The sequence below is a fragment of the Veillonella atypica genome, from assembly GCF_041431435.1.
Classification (GTDB): Bacteria; Bacillota; Negativicutes; order Veillonellales; family Veillonellaceae; genus Veillonella; species Veillonella atypica.
In genome coordinates, this window is record NZ_JAPVXV010000001.1 from 226,131 (window position 1) to 245,797 (window position 19,667).

The 19,667-nt window shown below is 35.7% G+C and carries 24 protein-coding genes and 1 riboswitch; all 24 genes read right to left on the bottom strand.

Features of this window, described 5'->3' with window-relative positions; all coding sequences use genetic code 11:
- Positions 1-71: 71 nt before the first annotated feature.
- The 24 genes from panD to cobS all read right to left on the bottom strand — a co-directional run bounded on the left by panD (position 72) and on the right by cobS (position 19,661).
- A complete protein-coding gene (panD, locus tag O3598_RS01015) occupies positions 72-464 on the bottom strand; it encodes an aspartate 1-decarboxylase (RefSeq protein ID WP_005378768.1) in 393 nt (130 codons plus the stop codon).
- A 254-nt stretch (positions 465-718) separates the two neighbouring features.
- Entirely contained in the window at positions 719-1,606 is an 888-nt protein-coding gene (dapA, locus tag O3598_RS01020) for a 4-hydroxy-tetrahydrodipicolinate synthase (protein WP_227041099.1), read from the bottom strand.
- A 23-nt stretch (positions 1,607-1,629) separates the two neighbouring features.
- Positions 1,630-2,661, bottom strand: coding sequence for an aspartate-semialdehyde dehydrogenase (locus O3598_RS01025; RefSeq protein WP_227041100.1), 1,032 nt, complete (start codon positions 2,659-2,661; stop codon positions 1,630-1,632).
- A gap of 36 nt (positions 2,662-2,697) precedes the next feature.
- Positions 2,698-3,495 carry a 4-hydroxy-tetrahydrodipicolinate reductase gene (gene dapB, locus O3598_RS01030; protein WP_038148777.1) on the bottom strand — a complete coding sequence of 266 codons (798 nt, stop codon included), beginning with the start codon at positions 3,493-3,495 and terminating at the stop codon, positions 2,698-2,700.
- Positions 3,496-3,573: 78 nt separating this feature from the next.
- A riboswitch (Lysine riboswitch) is annotated at positions 3,574-3,747 on the bottom strand.
- 41 nt (positions 3,748-3,788) lie between these two features.
- Complete coding sequence (gene recN, locus O3598_RS01035) at positions 3,789-5,453, bottom strand: DNA repair protein RecN (RefSeq protein ID WP_227041101.1); 1,665 nt, start codon at positions 5,451-5,453, stop codon at positions 3,789-3,791.
- 7 nt (positions 5,454-5,460) lie between these two features.
- The gene (gene argR, locus O3598_RS01040; protein WP_005378897.1) at positions 5,461-5,916 is read right to left on the bottom strand and encodes an arginine repressor; all 456 of its coding nucleotides are present in this window, start codon (positions 5,914-5,916) and stop codon (positions 5,461-5,463) included.
- A 344-nt stretch (positions 5,917-6,260) separates the two neighbouring features.
- On the bottom strand, positions 6,261-6,836 hold the full coding sequence (gene mnmM, locus O3598_RS01045) for a tRNA 5-(aminomethyl)-2-thiouridylate-methyltransferase MnmM (RefSeq protein ID WP_371451461.1): 576 nt from the start codon (positions 6,834-6,836) through the stop codon (positions 6,261-6,263).
- 15 nt (positions 6,837-6,851) lie between these two features.
- Positions 6,852-7,736, bottom strand: coding sequence for an NAD(+)/NADH kinase (locus O3598_RS01050; protein ID WP_005378909.1), 885 nt, complete (start codon positions 7,734-7,736; stop codon positions 6,852-6,854).
- 11 nt (positions 7,737-7,747) lie between these two features.
- Positions 7,748-8,551 (bottom strand): TlyA family RNA methyltransferase, encoded by an 804-nt coding sequence (locus O3598_RS01055; RefSeq protein ID WP_316584690.1) that lies wholly within the window; start codon positions 8,549-8,551, stop codon positions 7,748-7,750.
- Positions 8,548-9,033, bottom strand: coding sequence for a divergent PAP2 family protein (locus O3598_RS01060; RefSeq protein WP_005378985.1), 486 nt, complete (start codon positions 9,031-9,033; stop codon positions 8,548-8,550). Before O3598_RS01060 ends, O3598_RS01055 begins: the two co-directional genes overlap by 4 nt.
- A 20-nt stretch (positions 9,034-9,053) precedes the next feature.
- Positions 9,054-9,932, bottom strand: coding sequence for a polyprenyl synthetase family protein (locus O3598_RS01065; RefSeq protein ID WP_156718667.1), 879 nt, complete (start codon positions 9,930-9,932; stop codon positions 9,054-9,056).
- A gap of 6 nt (positions 9,933-9,938) precedes the next feature.
- The gene (gene xseB, locus O3598_RS01070; RefSeq protein ID WP_005378912.1) at positions 9,939-10,145 is read right to left on the bottom strand and encodes an exodeoxyribonuclease VII small subunit; all 207 of its coding nucleotides are present in this window, start codon (positions 10,143-10,145) and stop codon (positions 9,939-9,941) included.
- Positions 10,120-11,343, bottom strand: a complete 1,224-nt coding sequence (gene xseA / locus O3598_RS01075) for an exodeoxyribonuclease VII large subunit (protein ID WP_156718666.1) — start codon at positions 11,341-11,343, stop codon at positions 10,120-10,122. The genes xseB and xseA overlap by 26 nt, the downstream gene beginning before the upstream one ends.
- A 7-nt stretch (positions 11,344-11,350) precedes the next feature.
- Entirely contained in the window at positions 11,351-12,289 is a 939-nt protein-coding gene (locus O3598_RS01080) for a Kae1-like domain-containing protein (protein WP_156718665.1), read from the bottom strand.
- Positions 12,289-12,693 (bottom strand): transcription antitermination factor NusB, encoded by a 405-nt coding sequence (gene nusB / locus O3598_RS01085; RefSeq protein WP_005383335.1) that lies wholly within the window; start codon positions 12,691-12,693, stop codon positions 12,289-12,291. Before nusB ends, O3598_RS01080 begins: the two co-directional genes overlap by 1 nt.
- A 9-nt stretch (positions 12,694-12,702) precedes the next feature.
- Positions 12,703-13,074 (bottom strand): Asp23/Gls24 family envelope stress response protein, encoded by a 372-nt coding sequence (locus O3598_RS01090; RefSeq protein WP_005383334.1) that lies wholly within the window; start codon positions 13,072-13,074, stop codon positions 12,703-12,705.
- Positions 13,075-13,085: 11 nt separating this feature from the next.
- Positions 13,086-13,475 carry an Asp23/Gls24 family envelope stress response protein gene (locus O3598_RS01095; RefSeq protein ID WP_005379016.1) on the bottom strand — a complete coding sequence of 130 codons (390 nt, stop codon included), beginning with the start codon at positions 13,473-13,475 and terminating at the stop codon, positions 13,086-13,088.
- Between the two features lie 131 nt (positions 13,476-13,606).
- Complete coding sequence (efp, locus tag O3598_RS01100) at positions 13,607-14,164, bottom strand: elongation factor P (RefSeq protein ID WP_005378924.1); 558 nt, start codon at positions 14,162-14,164, stop codon at positions 13,607-13,609.
- Positions 14,165-14,179: 15 nt separating this feature from the next.
- On the bottom strand, positions 14,180-15,253 hold the full coding sequence (locus O3598_RS01105; protein ID WP_005379775.1) for a M24 family metallopeptidase: 1,074 nt from the start codon (positions 15,251-15,253) through the stop codon (positions 14,180-14,182).
- A gap of 70 nt (positions 15,254-15,323) precedes the next feature.
- Positions 15,324-16,022 (bottom strand): pseudouridine synthase, encoded by a 699-nt coding sequence (locus O3598_RS01110; protein ID WP_005378945.1) that lies wholly within the window; start codon positions 16,020-16,022, stop codon positions 15,324-15,326.
- Between the two features lie 35 nt (positions 16,023-16,057).
- Entirely contained in the window at positions 16,058-16,696 is a 639-nt protein-coding gene (cobC, locus tag O3598_RS01115; protein WP_005379793.1) for an alpha-ribazole phosphatase, read from the bottom strand.
- A gap of 9 nt (positions 16,697-16,705) precedes the next feature.
- The gene (locus tag O3598_RS01120; RefSeq protein ID WP_005379789.1) at positions 16,706-17,836 is read right to left on the bottom strand and encodes a pyridoxal phosphate-dependent aminotransferase; all 1,131 of its coding nucleotides are present in this window, start codon (positions 17,834-17,836) and stop codon (positions 16,706-16,708) included.
- A gap of 13 nt (positions 17,837-17,849) precedes the next feature.
- Entirely contained in the window at positions 17,850-18,728 is an 879-nt protein-coding gene (locus O3598_RS01125) for a GHMP family kinase ATP-binding protein (protein WP_005379778.1), read from the bottom strand.
- Positions 18,729-18,773: 45 nt separating this feature from the next.
- Complete coding sequence (cobS, locus tag O3598_RS01130; protein ID WP_005379770.1) at positions 18,774-19,661, bottom strand: adenosylcobinamide-GDP ribazoletransferase; 888 nt, start codon at positions 19,659-19,661, stop codon at positions 18,774-18,776.
- Positions 19,662-19,667 lie beyond the last annotated feature (6 nt).

The window sequence follows — 19,667 nt, forward strand, 5'->3', positions numbered from 1 at the left end:
GCCTCCGGTACTTATAAATTGTAAATACGAAGATAGTCCTATACAGTCTACTGTAATTCGATCAAAAACAGTTAGTCTTGATCAACTAATAAACCATGTTTTTCATAGTTTTTTATATGACTTATCTTATTATTTTCATCTACAAATACAACAAGAGGCTTATGGCTCTCTACTTCTTTTTCATTTAGTTGAGCATAACACATGATAATTACTTTATCATGTACTTGCACATGTCTTGCTGCAGCGCCATTTAAGCATATAACACCACTGCCTGCTTCGCCAGCAATCGTATATGTGCTAAAACGTGCTCCATTATTAATGTTTACAATTTGAACTTGTTCATATTCTCGAATTCCAGATGCATTCAATAAATCTGTATCGATAGTAATGCTCCCGACATAATCAAGTTCTGCTTGTGTCACAGTAGCTCTGTGAATTTTACCTTTTAACATTGTTAGTTCCATGTTAAACTCCTTGTGTTTTAATGTAATCGCCTTATGGTCGATTCGAAATATCACAATCATTTTGTTTATCATGAATTAACAGTAGACTAGAGTATAGTTAAAAATACTATCTCCATGTGAGATTATATCATAATACAATCTTTATAAGAAAAAAATATATTTATAGGCATATAAAATAATATTTATAATGTATTTCTTATAAAATAAAACCAGTAGTTATAAATCATAGCTACTGGTTTTAGTATCGTAATATTTTATTGTAAATATTCAGCTAATGCCTTATCAATGTATGCAGCTTCTTCTTGAGAAGGTTCACACATAGGTAAGTTGAATATACCTGCTGGTAAACCTAATTTTCGAGCTGCATATTTAACTGGAATTGGATTTGTTGTAATGAACATAGCTCTAGTAATTTCAGCTAATTTTTGATGTAATTGTGTTGCTTTTTGATTATTGCCCTCTTCAAAGGCTGCAATCATATCGTTCATATCTTGACCGGCCACATGAGATACTACAGAAATAACGCCTGTGCCACCAACGGAAAGAATAGGCAATGTAAGACCATCATCTCCGCTGTATACCATGAAATCTTCACCAGGCATTAAACGCTTAATTTCAGAAGCAATCATCAAATTACCACTAGCCTCTTTGATGGCACAAATATGTGGATATTCCTTATGGAGGCGTGCTAGTGTAGCTGGAAATATTCCAGTTCCTACGCGACCAGGTACATTGTATACCATGATTGGTAACGTTGTAGCCTCTGCAATAGATTTAAAATGCAAATATTGACCTTGTTGATTAGGCTTATTGTAATACGGTACAACAACTAACAATCCATCAATACCAGGAATCGTAGATACTTCTTTCACAAAGTCTACAGAACCTTTTGTATCATTGGAACCTACATTAGCTATAATAGTACCTTTATCACCGCACGTTTCAGCAATCGCTTTAAATAAAGTAATTTTGCTTTCACGGGATATAGTAGGATTTTCACCTGTGGTACCACAAACAACTAAGCCATCAGAACCATGATTTAATAGATGCTCTGCAATGGCAACTGAATTTTCAATGTTGACTGATCCATCTTCGTTAAACGATGTAATCATAGCCGTTAATACACGACCAAAGGTTTTCATATGTTTCTCCCCCTTGATAGATATTAAAATGCTTCCTTTTCTACCAAGTATTCTGCGATTTGCAATGCATTTAGAGCAGCACCCTTACGAATTTGGTCACCTACGATCCAGAAATTCATGCCTTTATCATTGTATAAATCTTTACGGATACGACCGATTTCACAGTCATTTTGATTAGATGTATATAGTGGCATAGGATATTCTTGTTCTGCTGGATTATCTTTTACTTGTAATCCTGGAAATGCAGCACAAGCCTTGCGGAATGCTTCTGCAGATACTGGTTCTTCTGTTTCTACTAATACGGATTCCGAATGAGAGCGATATACTGGAACACGAACAGTTGTTGGCACTACTTGAATGGTGTCATCATGAAGAATTTTGTGTGTTTCATTTACCATCTTCATCTCTTCTTTAGTATAATCGTTTTCTAAGAATACATCAATTTGTGGTAACAAATTGAACGCAATTGGGAAGTGTTTTGGTGCAGAACCTGTTGGCAACAAGTTAGCAGTCATTTCCTTGCCTTCAGCATATTCTTTTACTTGGTTTTGAAGTTCTTCAATACCTTCTTTACCAGCACCAGATACAGCTTGGTATGTAGATACTACAATGCGTTTAATTGGAGAAATATCATGCAATGGTTTTAAGCCAAGGCTCATGATGATTGTAGAACAGTTTGGATTAGCAATGATACCCTTATGTTTCAAAATATCTTCAGGGTTAACTTCAGGTACAACGAGTGGCACCTCTGGATCCATACGGAATGCACTGGAGTTATCAATAACAATAGCACCGCGTTTAGCAGCTTCTGGAGCTAATGTTTTAGAAATAGAGCCACCTGCAAATAATGCAATATCAATACCATCAAAGGATTCAGGTTTTGCTTCTTCAACCACATAGGTTTTCCCATTAACTGTAAGTTCAGTACCAGCAGAACGAGCAGAAGCCAATAGTTTTAAATTTTCATAAGGAAAATTACGCTCTTCAATAAGTGTAATGAATTCTGCCCCTACTGCACCAGTAGCACCAAGAATTGCAAGATTAGGTTTTTTCATTGTGTATCTCCTCAATTAATCAATTGTTGTTCAGTATTATAAATAATGTTCTAAGCCATATGTTAAGCCTGGTTTAGAGGCAATTTTCTTACATGCTAGAACGACACCAGGCATGAAGGATAAACGGCTTAAGCTATCATGACGAATTGTTAATGTTTCATCATAGCCGCCAAATAATACTTGTTGATGTGCTACATAACCAGGAAGACGAACGCTATGGATAGTAACATTGTCTACTTTTGCACCACGTGCACCTGGCAAACTTTCACGTGTTAAATCTTCAGAACCTGTCACATTTGCAGCCTCTTTTGCATCATTGATTAATTTAGCCGTCAAAATAGATGTACCAGATGGCGCATCATATTTATGGTTGTGATGTAATTCGATAATTTCTACATCAGGGAAATATGGCGCTAATTCAGCAGCCACTTTCATCATCATAACAGCGCCTAATGAGAAATTAGGTGCTACCAAACAATTGGCATTATGTTTTAAACCGATTTCATTCAATTCGTTGCGTTGTTCTTCAGTTAGGCCTGTTGTGCCTATTACAATATGCACGCCAGCACTAAGAATTTTTTTGGCATTTTCGAAAATAACAGCAGGATTTGTGAAATCAACGATAACGTCAGGTTTATTATCGCTCAATACTTCGTCAATAGTTTCAGCCATTGTGATATGTAATGGTTCAATTCCTGCTACAGTGCCCACATCTTGACCTGCTTTAGATGGATCGATGCCACCAATCATTGTCAATTCAGAATCTGCATGTACTGCTTTTACGACTTCGCGACCCATTTTGCCGCCTGCACCGTTTACCATTACTCTAATCATATTTACCTCCAAAAAAGCCAGTGGAGGCATCCACTGGCTTAATATATACGATATATGACACATCGTTCATTAAACAAGAATTATGATAGCACTCCACCAATGTAATATTGGTGACAGTCGTCTACCTATTAAATAGACAACCAGCACGATGATTTGGCTGTCATCCCACTTCGGCAAGTACACCTTTTATCATGAATCATTGTTTGCCGGCTCCTCATGATGACTATTTATACCCGCGCCTCTACCTTATTATTGAGTTAATATAATAAGTATAAGTAATTATGCGTATTTAGTCAATGAAAATGGTCAATAAGTTCTTGTGCAGCAGCAAGTGCTGTATGAGACATTCCCTTGCCGGACATCATGGATGCGATTTGTGAAAGCCGTTCTTCCTCGCTCAATTCAGATAATGTAGAAATAGTGCGGCCTTCTTGTTCTTGCTTAGATAAGTGATAATGCTGTTTTGCAATACTTGCCGTTTGTGGTAAATGAGTAATACAGAATACTTGATTTGTCTTGGAAAGAGCTAAGATTTTTTCAGCTACCTTCAATGCTATATCTCCACTTATACCGACATCGATTTCATCGAATACAAGTGTTTTGTGATTATCTGTACGGAATACGGATTTTAGTGCCAGTGCAATGCGAGCCAATTCACCACCAGATGCAACTTTATGTAATGGTAGCAACTGTTCGCCTTTATTAGCGGTAAATAATAATTCAATTGATTTAACGCCTAATGGTAAAAGTTCTTCACTTTCATCTATGAAAAAACGAATATCCCCTTTTTCCATACCTAAATCAACAATTTCAGCTCGTAGTTGTTTAGCAATTACATCTGCATTTTCACGACGTATAGAAATTAATGCTGCTAAAGCTGTTTTTGCAACCTTTTCTTTTTCCACTAATTGTTGTTCTAAAGCACCTTGTTCACAAACTTCGGATTCTAATTCCTCTAAGCGTTGTTGCGCCTTTTCTTCATAATTTAATATATCTTGGACTGTTTCGCCGTACTTCTTTTTAAGACCATAGATTACAGAGTCTCTATCTTGGCAGTATGCATAGCGTTCTTCGTCATAACTAATAGAATCTCGGTATCGATCAAGAGATTGAGCAGCCTCTTCTAATTGAAAGTATGCGGAATTAACGAGTTCAGAGATTTCTTTAACCTCATCATCATATTTTACAAGATCATTTACTTCTACCTTGATAGCATTAACTGTATCTAATAATGGATGCCTGCCTCCATAAAAAGCATCATAACATGAACCAAGTACCTTATCGATATGATCGAAGCTATCTAAACGTTTCAGTTCTTCAGCAATAGATTCATCCTCGCCTATTTGTAATCCAGCCTCTTCTATTTCATCGATTTGAAAACGAAGCATATCAAGTTCACGGGCTCGTTCAGCCATGTGCTCAGATAAATTATCTAGCGCTTGCTTGGCCTCTTTATATTCTTTATAGGCTGCTTTATATTCTTTATAAGCCTTACTACCAGCCTGGTTATAACCATCTAAATACTCATGATGTGAATCAGGATTTAATAATTTTTGATTGCTGTATTGACCATGAATATCGGCTAATAATAGACCAATCTCTTTAAGCGCCTTTAGAGGAATGGGTTGATCATTAGCCAATATAATAGATTTACCAGATGTATTAAAGGACCTAGATAGAATTAGTTGATTGTCCTCTACCAATATATTTTTTGATTGTAATAAATCTAATAAACTTTGGTGATTGGCAATATCGAATATGCCATCTATAACAAAACTATCTTTACCATGACGAATAAACTCGCTGCTAGCGCGTTCTCCTAATAGAATACTGAAAGCATCCATTAATATGGATTTACCTGCCCCAGTTTCGCCGGTAAAGATAGTTATGCCATCTTTAAATGAAATATTCATTTGCTCAATCAACGCAAAATTTCGAATGCTCATTTGCGTCAACATATAATTACTAATCCTTCATTAAATCTTGAATTCTAGAAAGAATTGCAGGTACCTCAGCCTCGGAGCGCGCGATAAGTAAAATTGTATCATCTCCTGCGAGTGTACCAATTAATTCAGACCATTTTGCATGATCAATAGAAAATGCTACAGATTGAGCAGAGCCAGGAATCGTATGTAGCACGACCTGATTTAAGCTATGATCAACCTTGATCAAGGAATCTTGGAATAAACGGTTAATACGACTACGTGATAATACTACATTTTCTTCTGGAGATAATGCGTATCGATAATGTCCATCGCCAGTTGGTATTTTAATTAACATTAATTCTTTGATGTCACGAGAGACAGTAGCCTGTGTTACTTCTATGCCTTCTTGTAATAAAGCCGCTGCTAACTCCTCTTGTGTTTCAATCGCCTTAGACTGAACAATTTCCTTAATTTTGTTATAGCGATAGCGTTTCATTTTTTGCTCCCTTTTTAAACTTGCACATAAAAGAGAATAGTATCTTTCTTACATTATTATACCATATATTCAAAATTAATATATGGTATATTCCGTATATACCATACGTGTTATGCATATTGTACTAATAATTAATAATTAGTTAATTTATGGAGTTTTCAACTCTTATAAACACACATAATATATGGTTCATCTATTTATAGCGAATTTATGATTAACAATTTTTACAGGTGTGTTGCATAAATAAAAGGCCCTTTAATGGGTCTTTTATTTCGTATTATGCATTTTTAGTATAGTAAAAGTATAGATTATTTACTATAAGTATAAGATGGCTGTTATGGGAATTATCGTTTTTGAATTAAATATAATTCAGGTGGATTGTTAGCTTGATTTATAGGATGCCAATGGCATACATTATACTTTGCTTGATCTAACTGTGAGATATACTTATGCAATGCTTCTTTCTCTTCCATACCCTCAGGTGTGCCAGGATATGCTACGATAGTAATGATTCCATCCTTAGCGAGTTTAGGAAATGCATTGTTTAGAGCTTCAATCGTATTATGAGGGCGTGTTATGATGCTATGATCTCCACCGGGTAAATACCCTAAATTAAATATAATTAAATCAATGGTATTTTCTTTGATTTCTTGATGAAGTGCAATGTCGTGAGAATTGTGTAAAAATGTAATTGTTACATTTGACTGCAATTTCTTGGATGCTAGTAATTCCCTGCTAGCACTGACAGCCTGTTCTTGAATGTCTATGCCATATAAATGACACTCAGATTGAGCTCGTTCTGCTAAATACAGTAAATCGTGGCCATTGCCACATGTTGCATCCACTACAACAGAGGCAGATTTCATAATGCGATCCCAAGTAAGATGTTGAAATTGAACTGCATTGTTGATATTAATCATATGCGTTCACACTCCTTATAATAACTCGTCCCTACGAGATGCTAATTTTTTAAATAATGTGCCAAAGAAGCATTGATCTTTAAATCGAACAAATAAACAATACACAGGATTCGATGAAATATGTAAAGCTTCTTTATTAGTAAATGAATAGTCAAATGTACCATCTATGCATATATGCAGTTGAGGTTCACGATCAGGCATTGTAATTTGAATGGTATCATGTTCTTCTAAGACCATAGAGATACCTTGAATTAAATGTGGCGCAACTGGAGTTATAATAATAGAACGATTATCTGGCTTCATAATAGGACCACCAGCGGATAAATTATATCCTGTAGACCCTGTAGCTGATGAAATAATCAGTCCATCAGAAGGATACATCTGCGTATGTTGTCCATTTACAGCTAAATTGATACGCGCCATTTTAGCTGGTTCAGAACGTGTAATAACGACTTCATTAATAATTGGGACTAAGTCTTCTCTTGTTCCGTCTTCCCTATCTATATAGGCATGAAGATGTCCTCGTTTTTCAATTGTATAGTCACCTTGAGCAATGCGTTTAATATGACTTTGTAATTGATGGACTTCAATTTGATTTAAGAAACCAAGTTCTCCTAAGTTAATACCACATACAGGTATATTATAAGAGAAAATTTGACGTGCTAAATGGATAATGGTGCCATCGCCACCAAAACTAAATGCTACATCAATATGTTTAAAAATCTCTGGTCTAGGAAGTACATTTTCCTTTGGTATTTGTAATACCTTGTAAGTATCAGGTCTTTCAAGATCATCTGGTAAATATACTTCTATTTGCTCTTCTCTACAGATATGAGCTGCCATTTTAAGAACGGCCATGATTGTACTTTTACCCATATTAGGGAAAAAACCAATACGCATATATCTATCTCCTATAGCATGTGAGCCTCATCTACAACTGCTGTAATTAATTCATCAGTTATAGATAATGCACCTTCTTCAGATTTAGTAAAATATCCTAAAAACTCAATATTGCCTTCCGTCCCTTTAATTGGTGAGAAGGTTAATCCGTGTAAATATAATTTGCAATCGTAAGCAACCTGTAATATACGTGAAAGTACCTCTTCATGTACTGCTCTCTCTCGAACAATACCTCCCTTTCCGACCTTTTCTTTACCGGCTTCAAACTGAGGCTTGATGAGAGCTACTAATGAACCTGTATTTTTTAATAGTGTAGTAGCTACAGGTAATACCTTATCGAGAGATATAAAAGCTACATCAATAGATATGAAATCTACAAGTTCACCCAATTGTTCTGCAGTAACCGCACGTATATTTTGCTTCTCCATATTGATTACGCGTTCATCTTGGCGAAGTTTCCAAGCTAGTTGGTTATATCCTACATCTATTGCAAACACCCTGGATGCACCATTTTGCAATGCACAATCTGTAAATCCACCCGTGCTAGCTCCAATATCAATCATGACTGCATCGGTTAAATCAATGGGATATATTTGAATAGCTTTTTCTAATTTTAAGCCTCCACGACTTACATATGGTAAGGTATTACCTTTCACTGTGAGATTTGCATCTACAGGAACCTTTGTACCAGCTTTATCGATTCGTGTTGTATCCATAAAGATTTGACCAGCCATAATAGCGGCTTTTGCTTTTTCGCGACTTTCAAATAAACCTCGGTTAACAAGGAGAATATCTAAACGTTCTTTATTACTCATATGACACCATTATACACATAGAAATATTGAATATAAGCTATTAGAATACCTAATACTAAACCACCAAATACTTCAACTGGCGTATGACCTAGTAATTCTTTTAATGCAATTTCTCGGTCTTTTAAAATAACAGGAATATTTCGTTTACTAAAATACTCCACAATTTGGTTTAATATTTGTGCTTGTCGACCAGCTTGACGACGTACACCAGACGCATCATACATGACTACAATAGAAAATACTAATGCTACCACAAATATATCAGTAATACCATTATTTTTAAAGTACAAAGCGGCAGTAGTAGAAATTACAAAGGATGTATGTGAACTAGGAAATCCTCCGGAACCTACTAAACGTTCAAAACGCAATGTACGATAACGGACAAGTTGCCATAAGAATTTAATGGCTTGTGCTGAAAACCAGCCCCAAAATGCGGCTTGCGCTATATAATTATGACAAATTTCCTCTAAAATATGGTACATATAACTTTATCCTCTAATGTTTAATGTGTACGATCCAATAAATAATCAATAATAGCACTTAGTATATGTGTATCATCATCTATTGTTGCTAAAGCAGCATGTGCCTTTTGTGCGACTACATGTGCTTCATTACGTGCCTCGTCAAGCCCTAACAATGAAACATAAGTAGATTTATCTTGTCGTATATCACTACCAGGTGTTTTGCCTAACTCTTCAATGGTTCCCGTTACATCAAGAATATCATCTGTAATCTGGAATAGCAAACCAAGACAATTGGCATATGTCATATAGGCGGCATATTTTGCTTGGTCAGCATTAGATAAGATGAGCCCTAACTCAATGGCCGCATTAAATAAAGCACCTGTTTTTCCACTATGTAAAACTTTTAATTCCTCAAGAGGGATATGTTTTCCTTCGGATAGTAAATCAAAAGCTTGTCCGCCAACCATGCCTTCAGGACCAGCTGCGGTCGCTAAACATTGGATAGCCTTGATTTTTTGCTCAGCTGATGCGGTTGTATTTTTACTACAAAGTTGAAATGCATAGGTCAATAAACCATCTCCTGCAAGAATGGCCATACCGTCTCCATATACCTTATGGTTGGTTAAATTACCTCGGCGATAATCATCATTATCCATAGCTGGTAAATCATCATGAATCAGTGAGTATGTATGAATACATTCCAATGCACATAGGAACTCTTTATATAATGATGCATCAACCTTCATTGCATCTAAAACAGCTTTGGTTAAAATAGGACGAATTCGTTTTCCCCCTTGTAATAAACTATAGTTCATAGATTCATATAAACGTTTATATTCTGGTATAGGGGAATTTAATACGGCACTTAACCAGTGTTCAATCGATTGTTTGCTAGTTTCTAAATATGTCTTTAACATAGCTTATTACTCTCCGATGCGTACCTCTTCGATAATCTGTTGAATTTCACCTTCTACAGAATCCAGCATATCTGCACATTCCTTGACTAAGGTTAAGCCTTTTTTATATTGATTTAACAGCTCTGACATAGATAATTCACCATCGTCGAGTTGACGAACGATATCTTCAAGAGCTTTATATTTTTTTTCATAACTTTTCAGTGATGTTGCCATCCTGTAATACCTCCTCTACAACTGCTTTTATAGAACCATCATGCAATGTAATTTTAAATACATCTCCTTTGGCCATATTTTGAATTGAACTTATGGTATGACCCTCTTTTTCTATTTTGGAATAGCCTTTCACCATTAAATGGATTGGATTTTGTAGTGATAATTCCTGTGTTATAAGTGAAAGTTTATGCTTTTCATATTGCCATCGTTGTGACGCTAAAGTTTGTAATTTCTCCTTATAGGATTGTAAGAGGAAATTTTGTTTATGCAGTAATTGTAATGCAGGAAACCCGAGGCGACGATTAAAAATTGTACTTAATTCAATACGTTTTTGCTGTAATGTTTGATCCATTACATACTGTAAATAATCAAGTTTTTGTTGTAAATGCTGTTGTAGTGTAGTCAATGGAAGCACTGCAATTTCTGCGGCATGACTAGGTGTAGCACCACGCATATCAGCAGCGTAATCAGCTAATGTATAATCTGTTTCATGACCTACTGCAGAAATAATAGGTGTAGATGCATTGTAAATAGCTTCGATAACAACTCTATCATTAAAGCACCATAAATCCTCCATTGAACCGCCGCCGCGACCGACGATAATGACATCAACATCTGGATCTTTATCTGCAGCTTCAATTCCTTTAGCTATGATTGGACCCGCTGTTGTTCCCTGAACTGGTACAGAGAATAATTTAAATTGCATAAGCGGATTTCTATGTTCACTAATATGTAATATATCGTGTAAAACAGCACCTGTAGAGGATGTGACAATACCGATACAACTTGATAGAACTGGTATTGGTTGTTTATGAGCATCATCAAAATAGCCCAATGCGGATAATTCTCTTTGTAGCGCATCGAATTCAAGCTGTAATGGGCTTTTAGAACCAACCTGCATATCCGATGCGATAAGATTTAAACGGCCCATTTTGTTATAGAAATTAACGGATGCCTTGATTGTTACTAATAATCCATTTTGGAATGCATTAGCGAGTCCTTTACTTTGAACCGTACTAGACCACATCGTTACATCTATAGATGATTCCTCATCCTTTAAGGAAAAATACACATGACCACTACTATGACGCTTAGCATTTGTTATGGTACCACTAACATAGACATTTTTTAGGAGATACTCTCTATCTATTGTTCGTTTTATTAAGTTATTTAATTGGGTAATACTCAATACATTCACGATATACCTACTTTTGTGTTGCTAAAAATGCCCCATAAGCGTTTCCCGTAGCATTGTCGACGGAGAATTTAGGATTTGCAAAATGAACAGTTACGTTATTCTTATGACAAAAACCATTTAGACGATTGCGTAGTATAGAATTACTCATTACACCACCAACGGCAATTAATGTTGATACTGGTGTATGTTTGAGATGATAGGTTAATAATTTTTCCAGAGAATTTCCTATACAACTAAATAGTGCCTTACTCATAGATGCAGGTGACGCCCCTTTTTCGATATTACGCAGTGCAGCACTACAAGGACCAGCAAAGCTAATCCATCCTTCTTTAACAGAGGAAGGTAGCGGATCATACGTATCTGTTTGTGAAGCAAGTAGTTCTAATTCTTTGCCACAAGGAAATTGAATACCTAATGCAACACCTACACGATCGACAAATTGTCCGCCTTGTAGATCCTTAGAACCACCGATAATAGAGCTTTCAAAAATCCCCTTACCTTTATATTCTGTTAAAACGAGTTCTGTAGTACCACCAGAAAGATGTAAGCTATAGAATGGAAACGTAGGGACATGTCCAACTTCCCTTAGGGCTGCTAAAATATGATTTTCTTGATGAGCAAATTTATACATTGGTACTTGCATCATATGACTTAGTGATCTAGCAAAACCATGACCAACAAGAAAGGCCGGCATATAAGAATCATCAGAGCGTCTAGGAAAAGCACTAACACCAATACCCGATAATGGAACTTGAGGTAATTCTTCGATAAGACGAGGCAATACCTTTGTATGTTGAAACACCATGTTAGATTGTTGAAGTCCCTTCATTCCTGGCTTTACATCTAATATTTTTCGAGCTTCTCCTACTATATTTAGTTCATCATCAATAATGGCACAGCTCGTCGTATAACAGCTTGTGTCAATTCCTAGAAAATATTGTTTCATTATTTACTCTTATTATAAGCATCTAGAATCGCATTGATTAATTTATAGGATGCATCAGAACCAAAGGATTTTGCTAATTGTACAGCCTCATTGATAACAATAGATGGAGATACATCTTCACTATTGTAGTTGAGCTCCCAAATCGCAAGACGTAAAATGGCGCGGTCTACTTTATCCATAAGTACAAATTTCCGTTTTGTGCAATATGGTTCAAGTATTGTGTCGATTTCTTCAAGATGAGATAACACACCATCTATTATTTGGTTTGCATAAGCAATATCCATAGACAACGAGATTTCTCCGTCTGGGAAAATCACATCATCATTAGAGGTATGAAATTCATTAGCGTATAGAACTTGGAATGCATATTGACGTGCTTCACGTCTATTTCTTTTTTTAGACATATTGTCTCCTTATTCTTTGATAATTCCTTCAATATGTACATCAACCTTTACGTGATCAAGGTCAAGCGTATTCTTTAGTGTTTGTTTAATTTCAGACTGCAATTGTTTTGCTATATCTATTACATTGTATCCGTATAGACAACGGATATACACATTAATTTCGATAAAGCCTTTTCTATGCTTTACATTAATGCCTGGTAAATTTTTTTGTCCAAAAGCGTTCGTTATACCATCAACAATTTCATCATATAAGCGTGGACTTAAAGAATGAATACCAGGAATTGTACTTAAGGGCTTAATAGCAACATCAATGATGACGGAATCTGCAATATCTACTGTTGCTGTATCTAAGCCATAGTTTAATTTATCGTCTTGACTCATAGGCCCTCCTATTATTCATTACGCTGAATTGGTTCAGGTGTAAAATCATCAAAAATAATATCTTGGACTACGATGTCAATTGTTTCAACTTCTATTTCAGTGTAATTGACGAGTGCAGTTTTAATCCGCTCTTGTAAGCGCAGTGCAATATCAGGTATGCGATACCCATAGGAGATACTTACATATAATGTAACTGAAATTGCTCCGTCATCGTTAAAGGAAATCTTTACACCTTCATGGGCATTTTTACGTCCAAAAAAGGTATTAACCCCATCATTAAAGGTAGAACTCATATGATGGATTCCTTTAGTATCCAATGCGGTCATACTAATAATAGTAGCATATACATTGTCTGCGATTTTAATTTTACCAGTTTCTAACTCAGTATTTTTCTTAGTCATATAGGCCTCTTTCAAAAAAGAGCACCTGTCCCTATATAATGACATAGACGACAAGTGCTCAGCTTAACAAAGATATATGGGGGACTATATTACATTTAAAAGATCTGGCCCACTATATCAATGAAATAGTTTTAGGCACGTTCGATGTATTGACCAGTACGAGTATCAATACGAAGTACATCATCTACTTCGATAAAGAGAGGTACTTTTACAGTGTAGCCTGTTTCCAATACAGCTGGTTTATTACCACCTGTTGCAGTATCGCCACGGATACCAGGATCAGTTTCAACTACGCGAAGTTCTACAGCTACAGGTAAGTCAATACCGATTACAATACCTTGGAAGAACATGATGGATACTTCCATGTTTTCAAGAAGGAAGTTTTTAGCATCACCTAGTTGTTCAACATTCAATTCCACTTGATCATATGTTTCGTTGTCCATGAATGTGTATGCGCCATCAGCTTCGTATAAGTATTGCATACGACGACGGTCAACATGTGCTTTTGGCACTTTTTCACCAGCGTTGAAAGTACGTTCTACTACGGAACCAGTTTGCAAGTTTTTCATTTTTGTACGCACGAATGCAGCACCTTTACCTGGTTTAACGTGTTGGAAATCAACTACTTGCCATACATTACCGTCGATCTCAACGGTTACACCTGGGCGGAAATCATTACTGGAAATCATCTAACTCTTCTCCTTCTAAATACCTATTTCGATTAACTCTTTTGGACTATGTGTTAATAATTCACAGCCATCAGCTTTAACAATAACACTATCCTCTATTCTCAATCCGATTTCACCAGAAAGATAAATACCTGGTTCTACCGTAATGATCATATTTTCGGAAAATACCGTATCGGACTTTGCATTGGCTACTGGTTCTTCGTGGATTTCTAGACCCACACCATGTCCCGTACCATGATTAAACTCCTTGGTATATCCTCGTTCTCGTATATAGTCACGACATACTGCGTCAAGTTCTTTGCCTGTAATTCCTGCACGAACTGCTGCAACACCTCGTTTTTGAGCTTCTAAAACTATACTATACAAATTCTTTTGTTGCTCTGATGCGGGGCCCATAACGACAGTTCGAGTCATATCTGAATGAAACCCTTTATACACGGCGCCAAAATCAAAGGTGATAAAATCACCGGCATCTATAATCTTATCACTAGCCACACCATGAGGCATACTAGAGCGATTACCGGATGCTACAATTGTTGCAAAAGAAGGTTCCTCTGAACCTCGTTTTAACATTTCTGATTCGAGTATGATACGCGCGTCATTCTCCGTCATACCCACCTTTAATTGCGGTAATAATGCTGCAAATGCATCGTCTCCAATTTTAGCAGCTTTACGCATTAATTCTAATTCATCTTCTCGTTTTACAGCACGTAATTTTGCAAAATTGATAGATGTAAAATTAAAGCGTTCATCTAAAGTATCACATAAGGTTTCATATGTATCAACAGGCATATATTTTCCTTCGATACCAAAGAGACCATCGTGGATGTGATTGTCATTAAAAATATCTACAAGAGTATCCATAACTGATGTTTCATATTGAATAACCTCATAGCCTTCACATTGTTTTGTAGCTTGCTCTGTATATCTAAAATCGGTAATCATGAAAGCTTTATCTTGTGTGACAATAGCAAATCCTGTGGTACCTGTAAAACCAGCAAAATAATGTAAATTTATAGGGTCAATTAAAACGACACCAGTTAATTCTTGTTCTTTAATATACTTTTGTAGCTGATTTAATCCGTTCATAATCATGCTCCTAGTCTATAAAGTACACCTTATAATACCATAAAATGCCTATATTGAATAGATTTTCATGCTATTTTTTAAAGTCTACTACATCTTGGTCATCTATTTCTGAATATGTATTAATAGCCTCAATGCCATTTAATGTAATATGACCTATGGACAATCTTTTTAAATAAGTAACTTCGCCTCCAGCGGCCCCAATCATACGTTTAACTTGATGGTACTTGCCTTCTTCAATGGTTATATGTAGAGACTGTTCAGAAAGAACGTCTATATTAGCCGGTTTACATTGGGTTCCATCCCCTAATACTATTCCTGTTTCTATACGTTCAAGACCATCTTTTGTGAGTTTACCATTAAATTCCACATAGTATACCTTCGGTACATGTTTGTGTCCATTAATGATAGAATGCGCCCAAATACCATCGTTTGTGAGTAATAATAGACCTTCTGTATCTTTATCTAGGCGTCCCACAGGAAATACACCCATTTTCTTAAACTCAGGTGGTAATAAATCCATCACTACAGGATGCGTAGGATCTTCTACAGCCGTAATATATCCAGCAGGTTTATGAAATTTAATATAATACTGTTGTTTTGTTGATATTTGTACGCCATCAACTGCAATGATATCATCATCTATATGTATAGATTGGTCTTTTTTTAAGATAACAGCACCATTTACAGTAACACGTCCATCCCTTATAATTTGGTGAACCTCTTTGCGACTACCAAAGGCTTTATTGGCTAATAGTTTATCTAATCGCATCTTAATTCCTCTTTCATAGCATTTGAAAGAATCAATTATACATGCCCTCTTAAATTATCTACGTGAGCAGTATCATTTAATAAGTTTAAAATATTATGGTCAGATGGTCCCATACCATTGTAAAATATGCGATTAATTGCTGTATTACCTTGGCTGAAATTCCAACAGTGACCAATGGGAATATCAAGCATTTTACATAAAAGTGTACGAATCGTCCCACCATGACAAGTTATTAAAATTGTTTCGTCATCATCATTTTGGCTTATAAATTCTGAAAGGCCATTCCATGCACGATTTTGTACTTCTTGAAAGCTTTCTCCATTTGGCAGCTTGACAATATCAGGTTGTCGATACATTTGATCAATAAGGCCTGGCCATCGTTCTTCGATTTCTGAGAACAATAATTTTTCCCAGTCACCAAAATCAATCTCTCGCAACCGAGAATCTACTGTAATATCGATATTTCGATTACCACGAATCGTTTCTGCTGTTACGAGGGCTCTAGATAGGTCACTTGATAAAATACGATCAAAATGTACATTCTTCAATGCATGAGCGCAAGCTTTTGCCTGTGCTATTCCATTGTCATTCAAAGGAACATCGGTTATGCCTTGATAGCGACCTATCTTATTCCATTCTGTTTCGCCATGTCTAATAATATATAATGTTTTCATGTTGTGTTCCTATTTCTCAAATATGGTACTTAATAAATGAATAAGTTCCACGTTGTGTGCATGATCTTTTATAGCAATCCGCATCCATTTTGGACCTAACCCTTTATAATTAGCACAGCTACGAATTAATAGATTATGTTTTTCTAATCTAGTTTGTACATCTGTAACTGAAATATCAGGATCATTAATTTCCATTAAGATATAATTTGCAGATGGCTTATAGACTACTAAATCTTTAATAGCAGATAATGATTCATACATATACTTTGCTTCATTAGCCAATACCATCTTACTATCGTTAATATACTTAGTATCGGTTAGTGCGGATTCAGTATAAGCTTGTGCCAATGTATTTACAGACCATGCAGGAATATATTGACGCAATTCTTGTATTAATGTTGGATTGGCAAACACTGCACCAATACGAAGTCCTGGTACAGCATAAAATTTTGTAAAAGAATGTACGATAATTACATTGTCATATTGATTAATGAGCTCGCGCATAGAGTGGCTATTGTCTCGTAACGATTCATTACCAATAAAATCAATGAACGATTCATCGATAACAAGTAAGCTATTAGCATCTTTTAACATTTGTGCTAATACTTTGATTGATTGTTTATCCAACAATGTTCCATCTGGATTATTAGGGTTACCTAAAAATACGATAATGCGTCCATCTTGACCTTTTAATTCAGCAGCAAATGTTTGTAATGCTAAATAAGGTACTTCAAAATATGGGGTGCCATCATCATTTTGTCGCTGCCGATAAAAAATTTCCCTTACCGGTATGTTCGCAGCATCCATAGAGGCTTGGTATTCAGAGAAGCCAGGCGCAGGAACAAAAGCCCCTGTAAATCCAGATAATCGTCCAACTGCATAGAGGAGCTCTGCAGCTCCGTTACCAAGAAGTATAGAATCTTTTTCTATACCATATACATCGGCAATAGTATTCATAACATCATCATTTGTAACATCTGGATAATGAGATATATATCGCAATCGTTCGTTTAGTGCTTCTAAACCTTTTGGACTAGGTCCTAATAGATTAATATTGGCACTAAAATCAGTTACTTCAGATAGATTTATTTTGTGGTCATGAGAAAATTTAAAGATATTTCCGCCATGTGTATCTGGCATAGGAGATCCTCCTTTATCGTTTTATATATGTTAGTCCTTCATTTGTTGTTTCCACAATATCAATATATTGTAAGGTAGGTAATTTTTTTTCGATGTATCGCTTACATTCATCGATAGCCGTATAATCACTTGGAAATAATAGACCCATTATTGTACCACTGTGAGCAATGATTGTACCAACGCTATGAAAAGCATTACCAATGTCATGAAATTCATATAAATTTGGTTTATATAAAATACGTTGATTAGCAAAGGCACTCAATGTAGCGGCCTGTCCTATCAACGTAATATCATGTGTTTCTAGACCTTTTTTGAAGAGCTCTAGTGATTCTCTAATGATAGGCTCTTTCTCCTGTATTTTATGGAATAAATCTTTTTGCTGATTAAAAGAGATGGTATCAATAGTACCACCTTCATCAAAAATTAGTATTTTTAAAGGCGGACACGTTCCTAAAAAATTACAGATGGACCCATTTATATAATCAAATTGTGTAATACCAGGATAAAAAGCAGCATCCGTCGGCTCTACTGATAAACAGATGGTTTCTAGCTCTTTTGGTGTTAATGCTCTATTACATGATAAAGCAGTGGCCATTGCGGCTACTGCTATATCCGCAGAGCTAGATGCCATTCCTTTTCCTTGAAGAATATCTGATCTTATATAGATAGCAGTATTGTCACAGCTGGGAATATGTAAAATATCCTTTACTAAGTTGCGAGCTTGACTAGACTTAGGTTGTAAGGAGCAATAATAGTGTGGCAATGGATGTGTTACCTGGCTCAGTGCATAGGAATAGCGGTTGATTGGACATGTCACAAGAAATGATTGTCCATCAATGGCCCCTTGGATAAATTCCCCACAAGTGCCTGGCGCACGAACATAATAAGTCACTAAATCCTCCTTACACAATAAAACAATCTATGTATAATTAAATAATTAAAGAATAGGAGCTTTCACAACAGAAGATAATAATGTCAACGTAATTATATATACTAATATCAACAAGACCTCTGTTACTTCAACAACGAAGCCATATGTATCACCAGTAGTTCCACCAAGTTGTTTAACAATATAGTGATTGATAATACGATTAATGATATAGCTCACGATCATTGAGAAAATATTAATTTCCATTAATCCAACCAAAGCATATGCTAAACCAAAGAGAGCTATACTATATGGTATAAATGGAATCGAAAGCATACTTGTTATACCTAAAGCGATTGCATATAGTAATGATAAAAGTAAACAAATAATAATAGGCATACAGAAAGTAGAAATCGTGCTCCATGTAATGACATGTTTTGGTGCATATACTGCAAAGGCCTGCCCCATACCCGATTTTCGAGCATATGGATAAGAGCGAATACTTAAAATCAATGTGTATCTACTCATGAGAGGCATCATTACAAGTATAATAGGTATAAATTCAGGTATAGGAATTGCAGTTAACAGTTGCCATTTTAACAATGTGATAAATACAAAAGCTACAACCCCAAAGGAACCAACACGGCTATCCTTCATTATTTCTAGTTTTTTCTCTCTTTCACGGCCAGAAAAAAGTCCATCACTTGTATCCATTAATCCATCAGCATGTAAGCCACCGGTGAACAAAAATTCACTGATAACGATAATAAGCATTAAAGGCATAGGTGACAAAAATTGAGAGAATATAAAATAAATTAGGGTTAAAAATATACCGATGATCAATCCTACAAAAGGAAATGTAGCAACAGACTTACCAAAATCTTCCATGGACCATTCTGTTTGATTTACTATTTTTAGTCTAGTTAGAAATTGTAAAGCTATAAAGAAAGGTGTCATCTATGT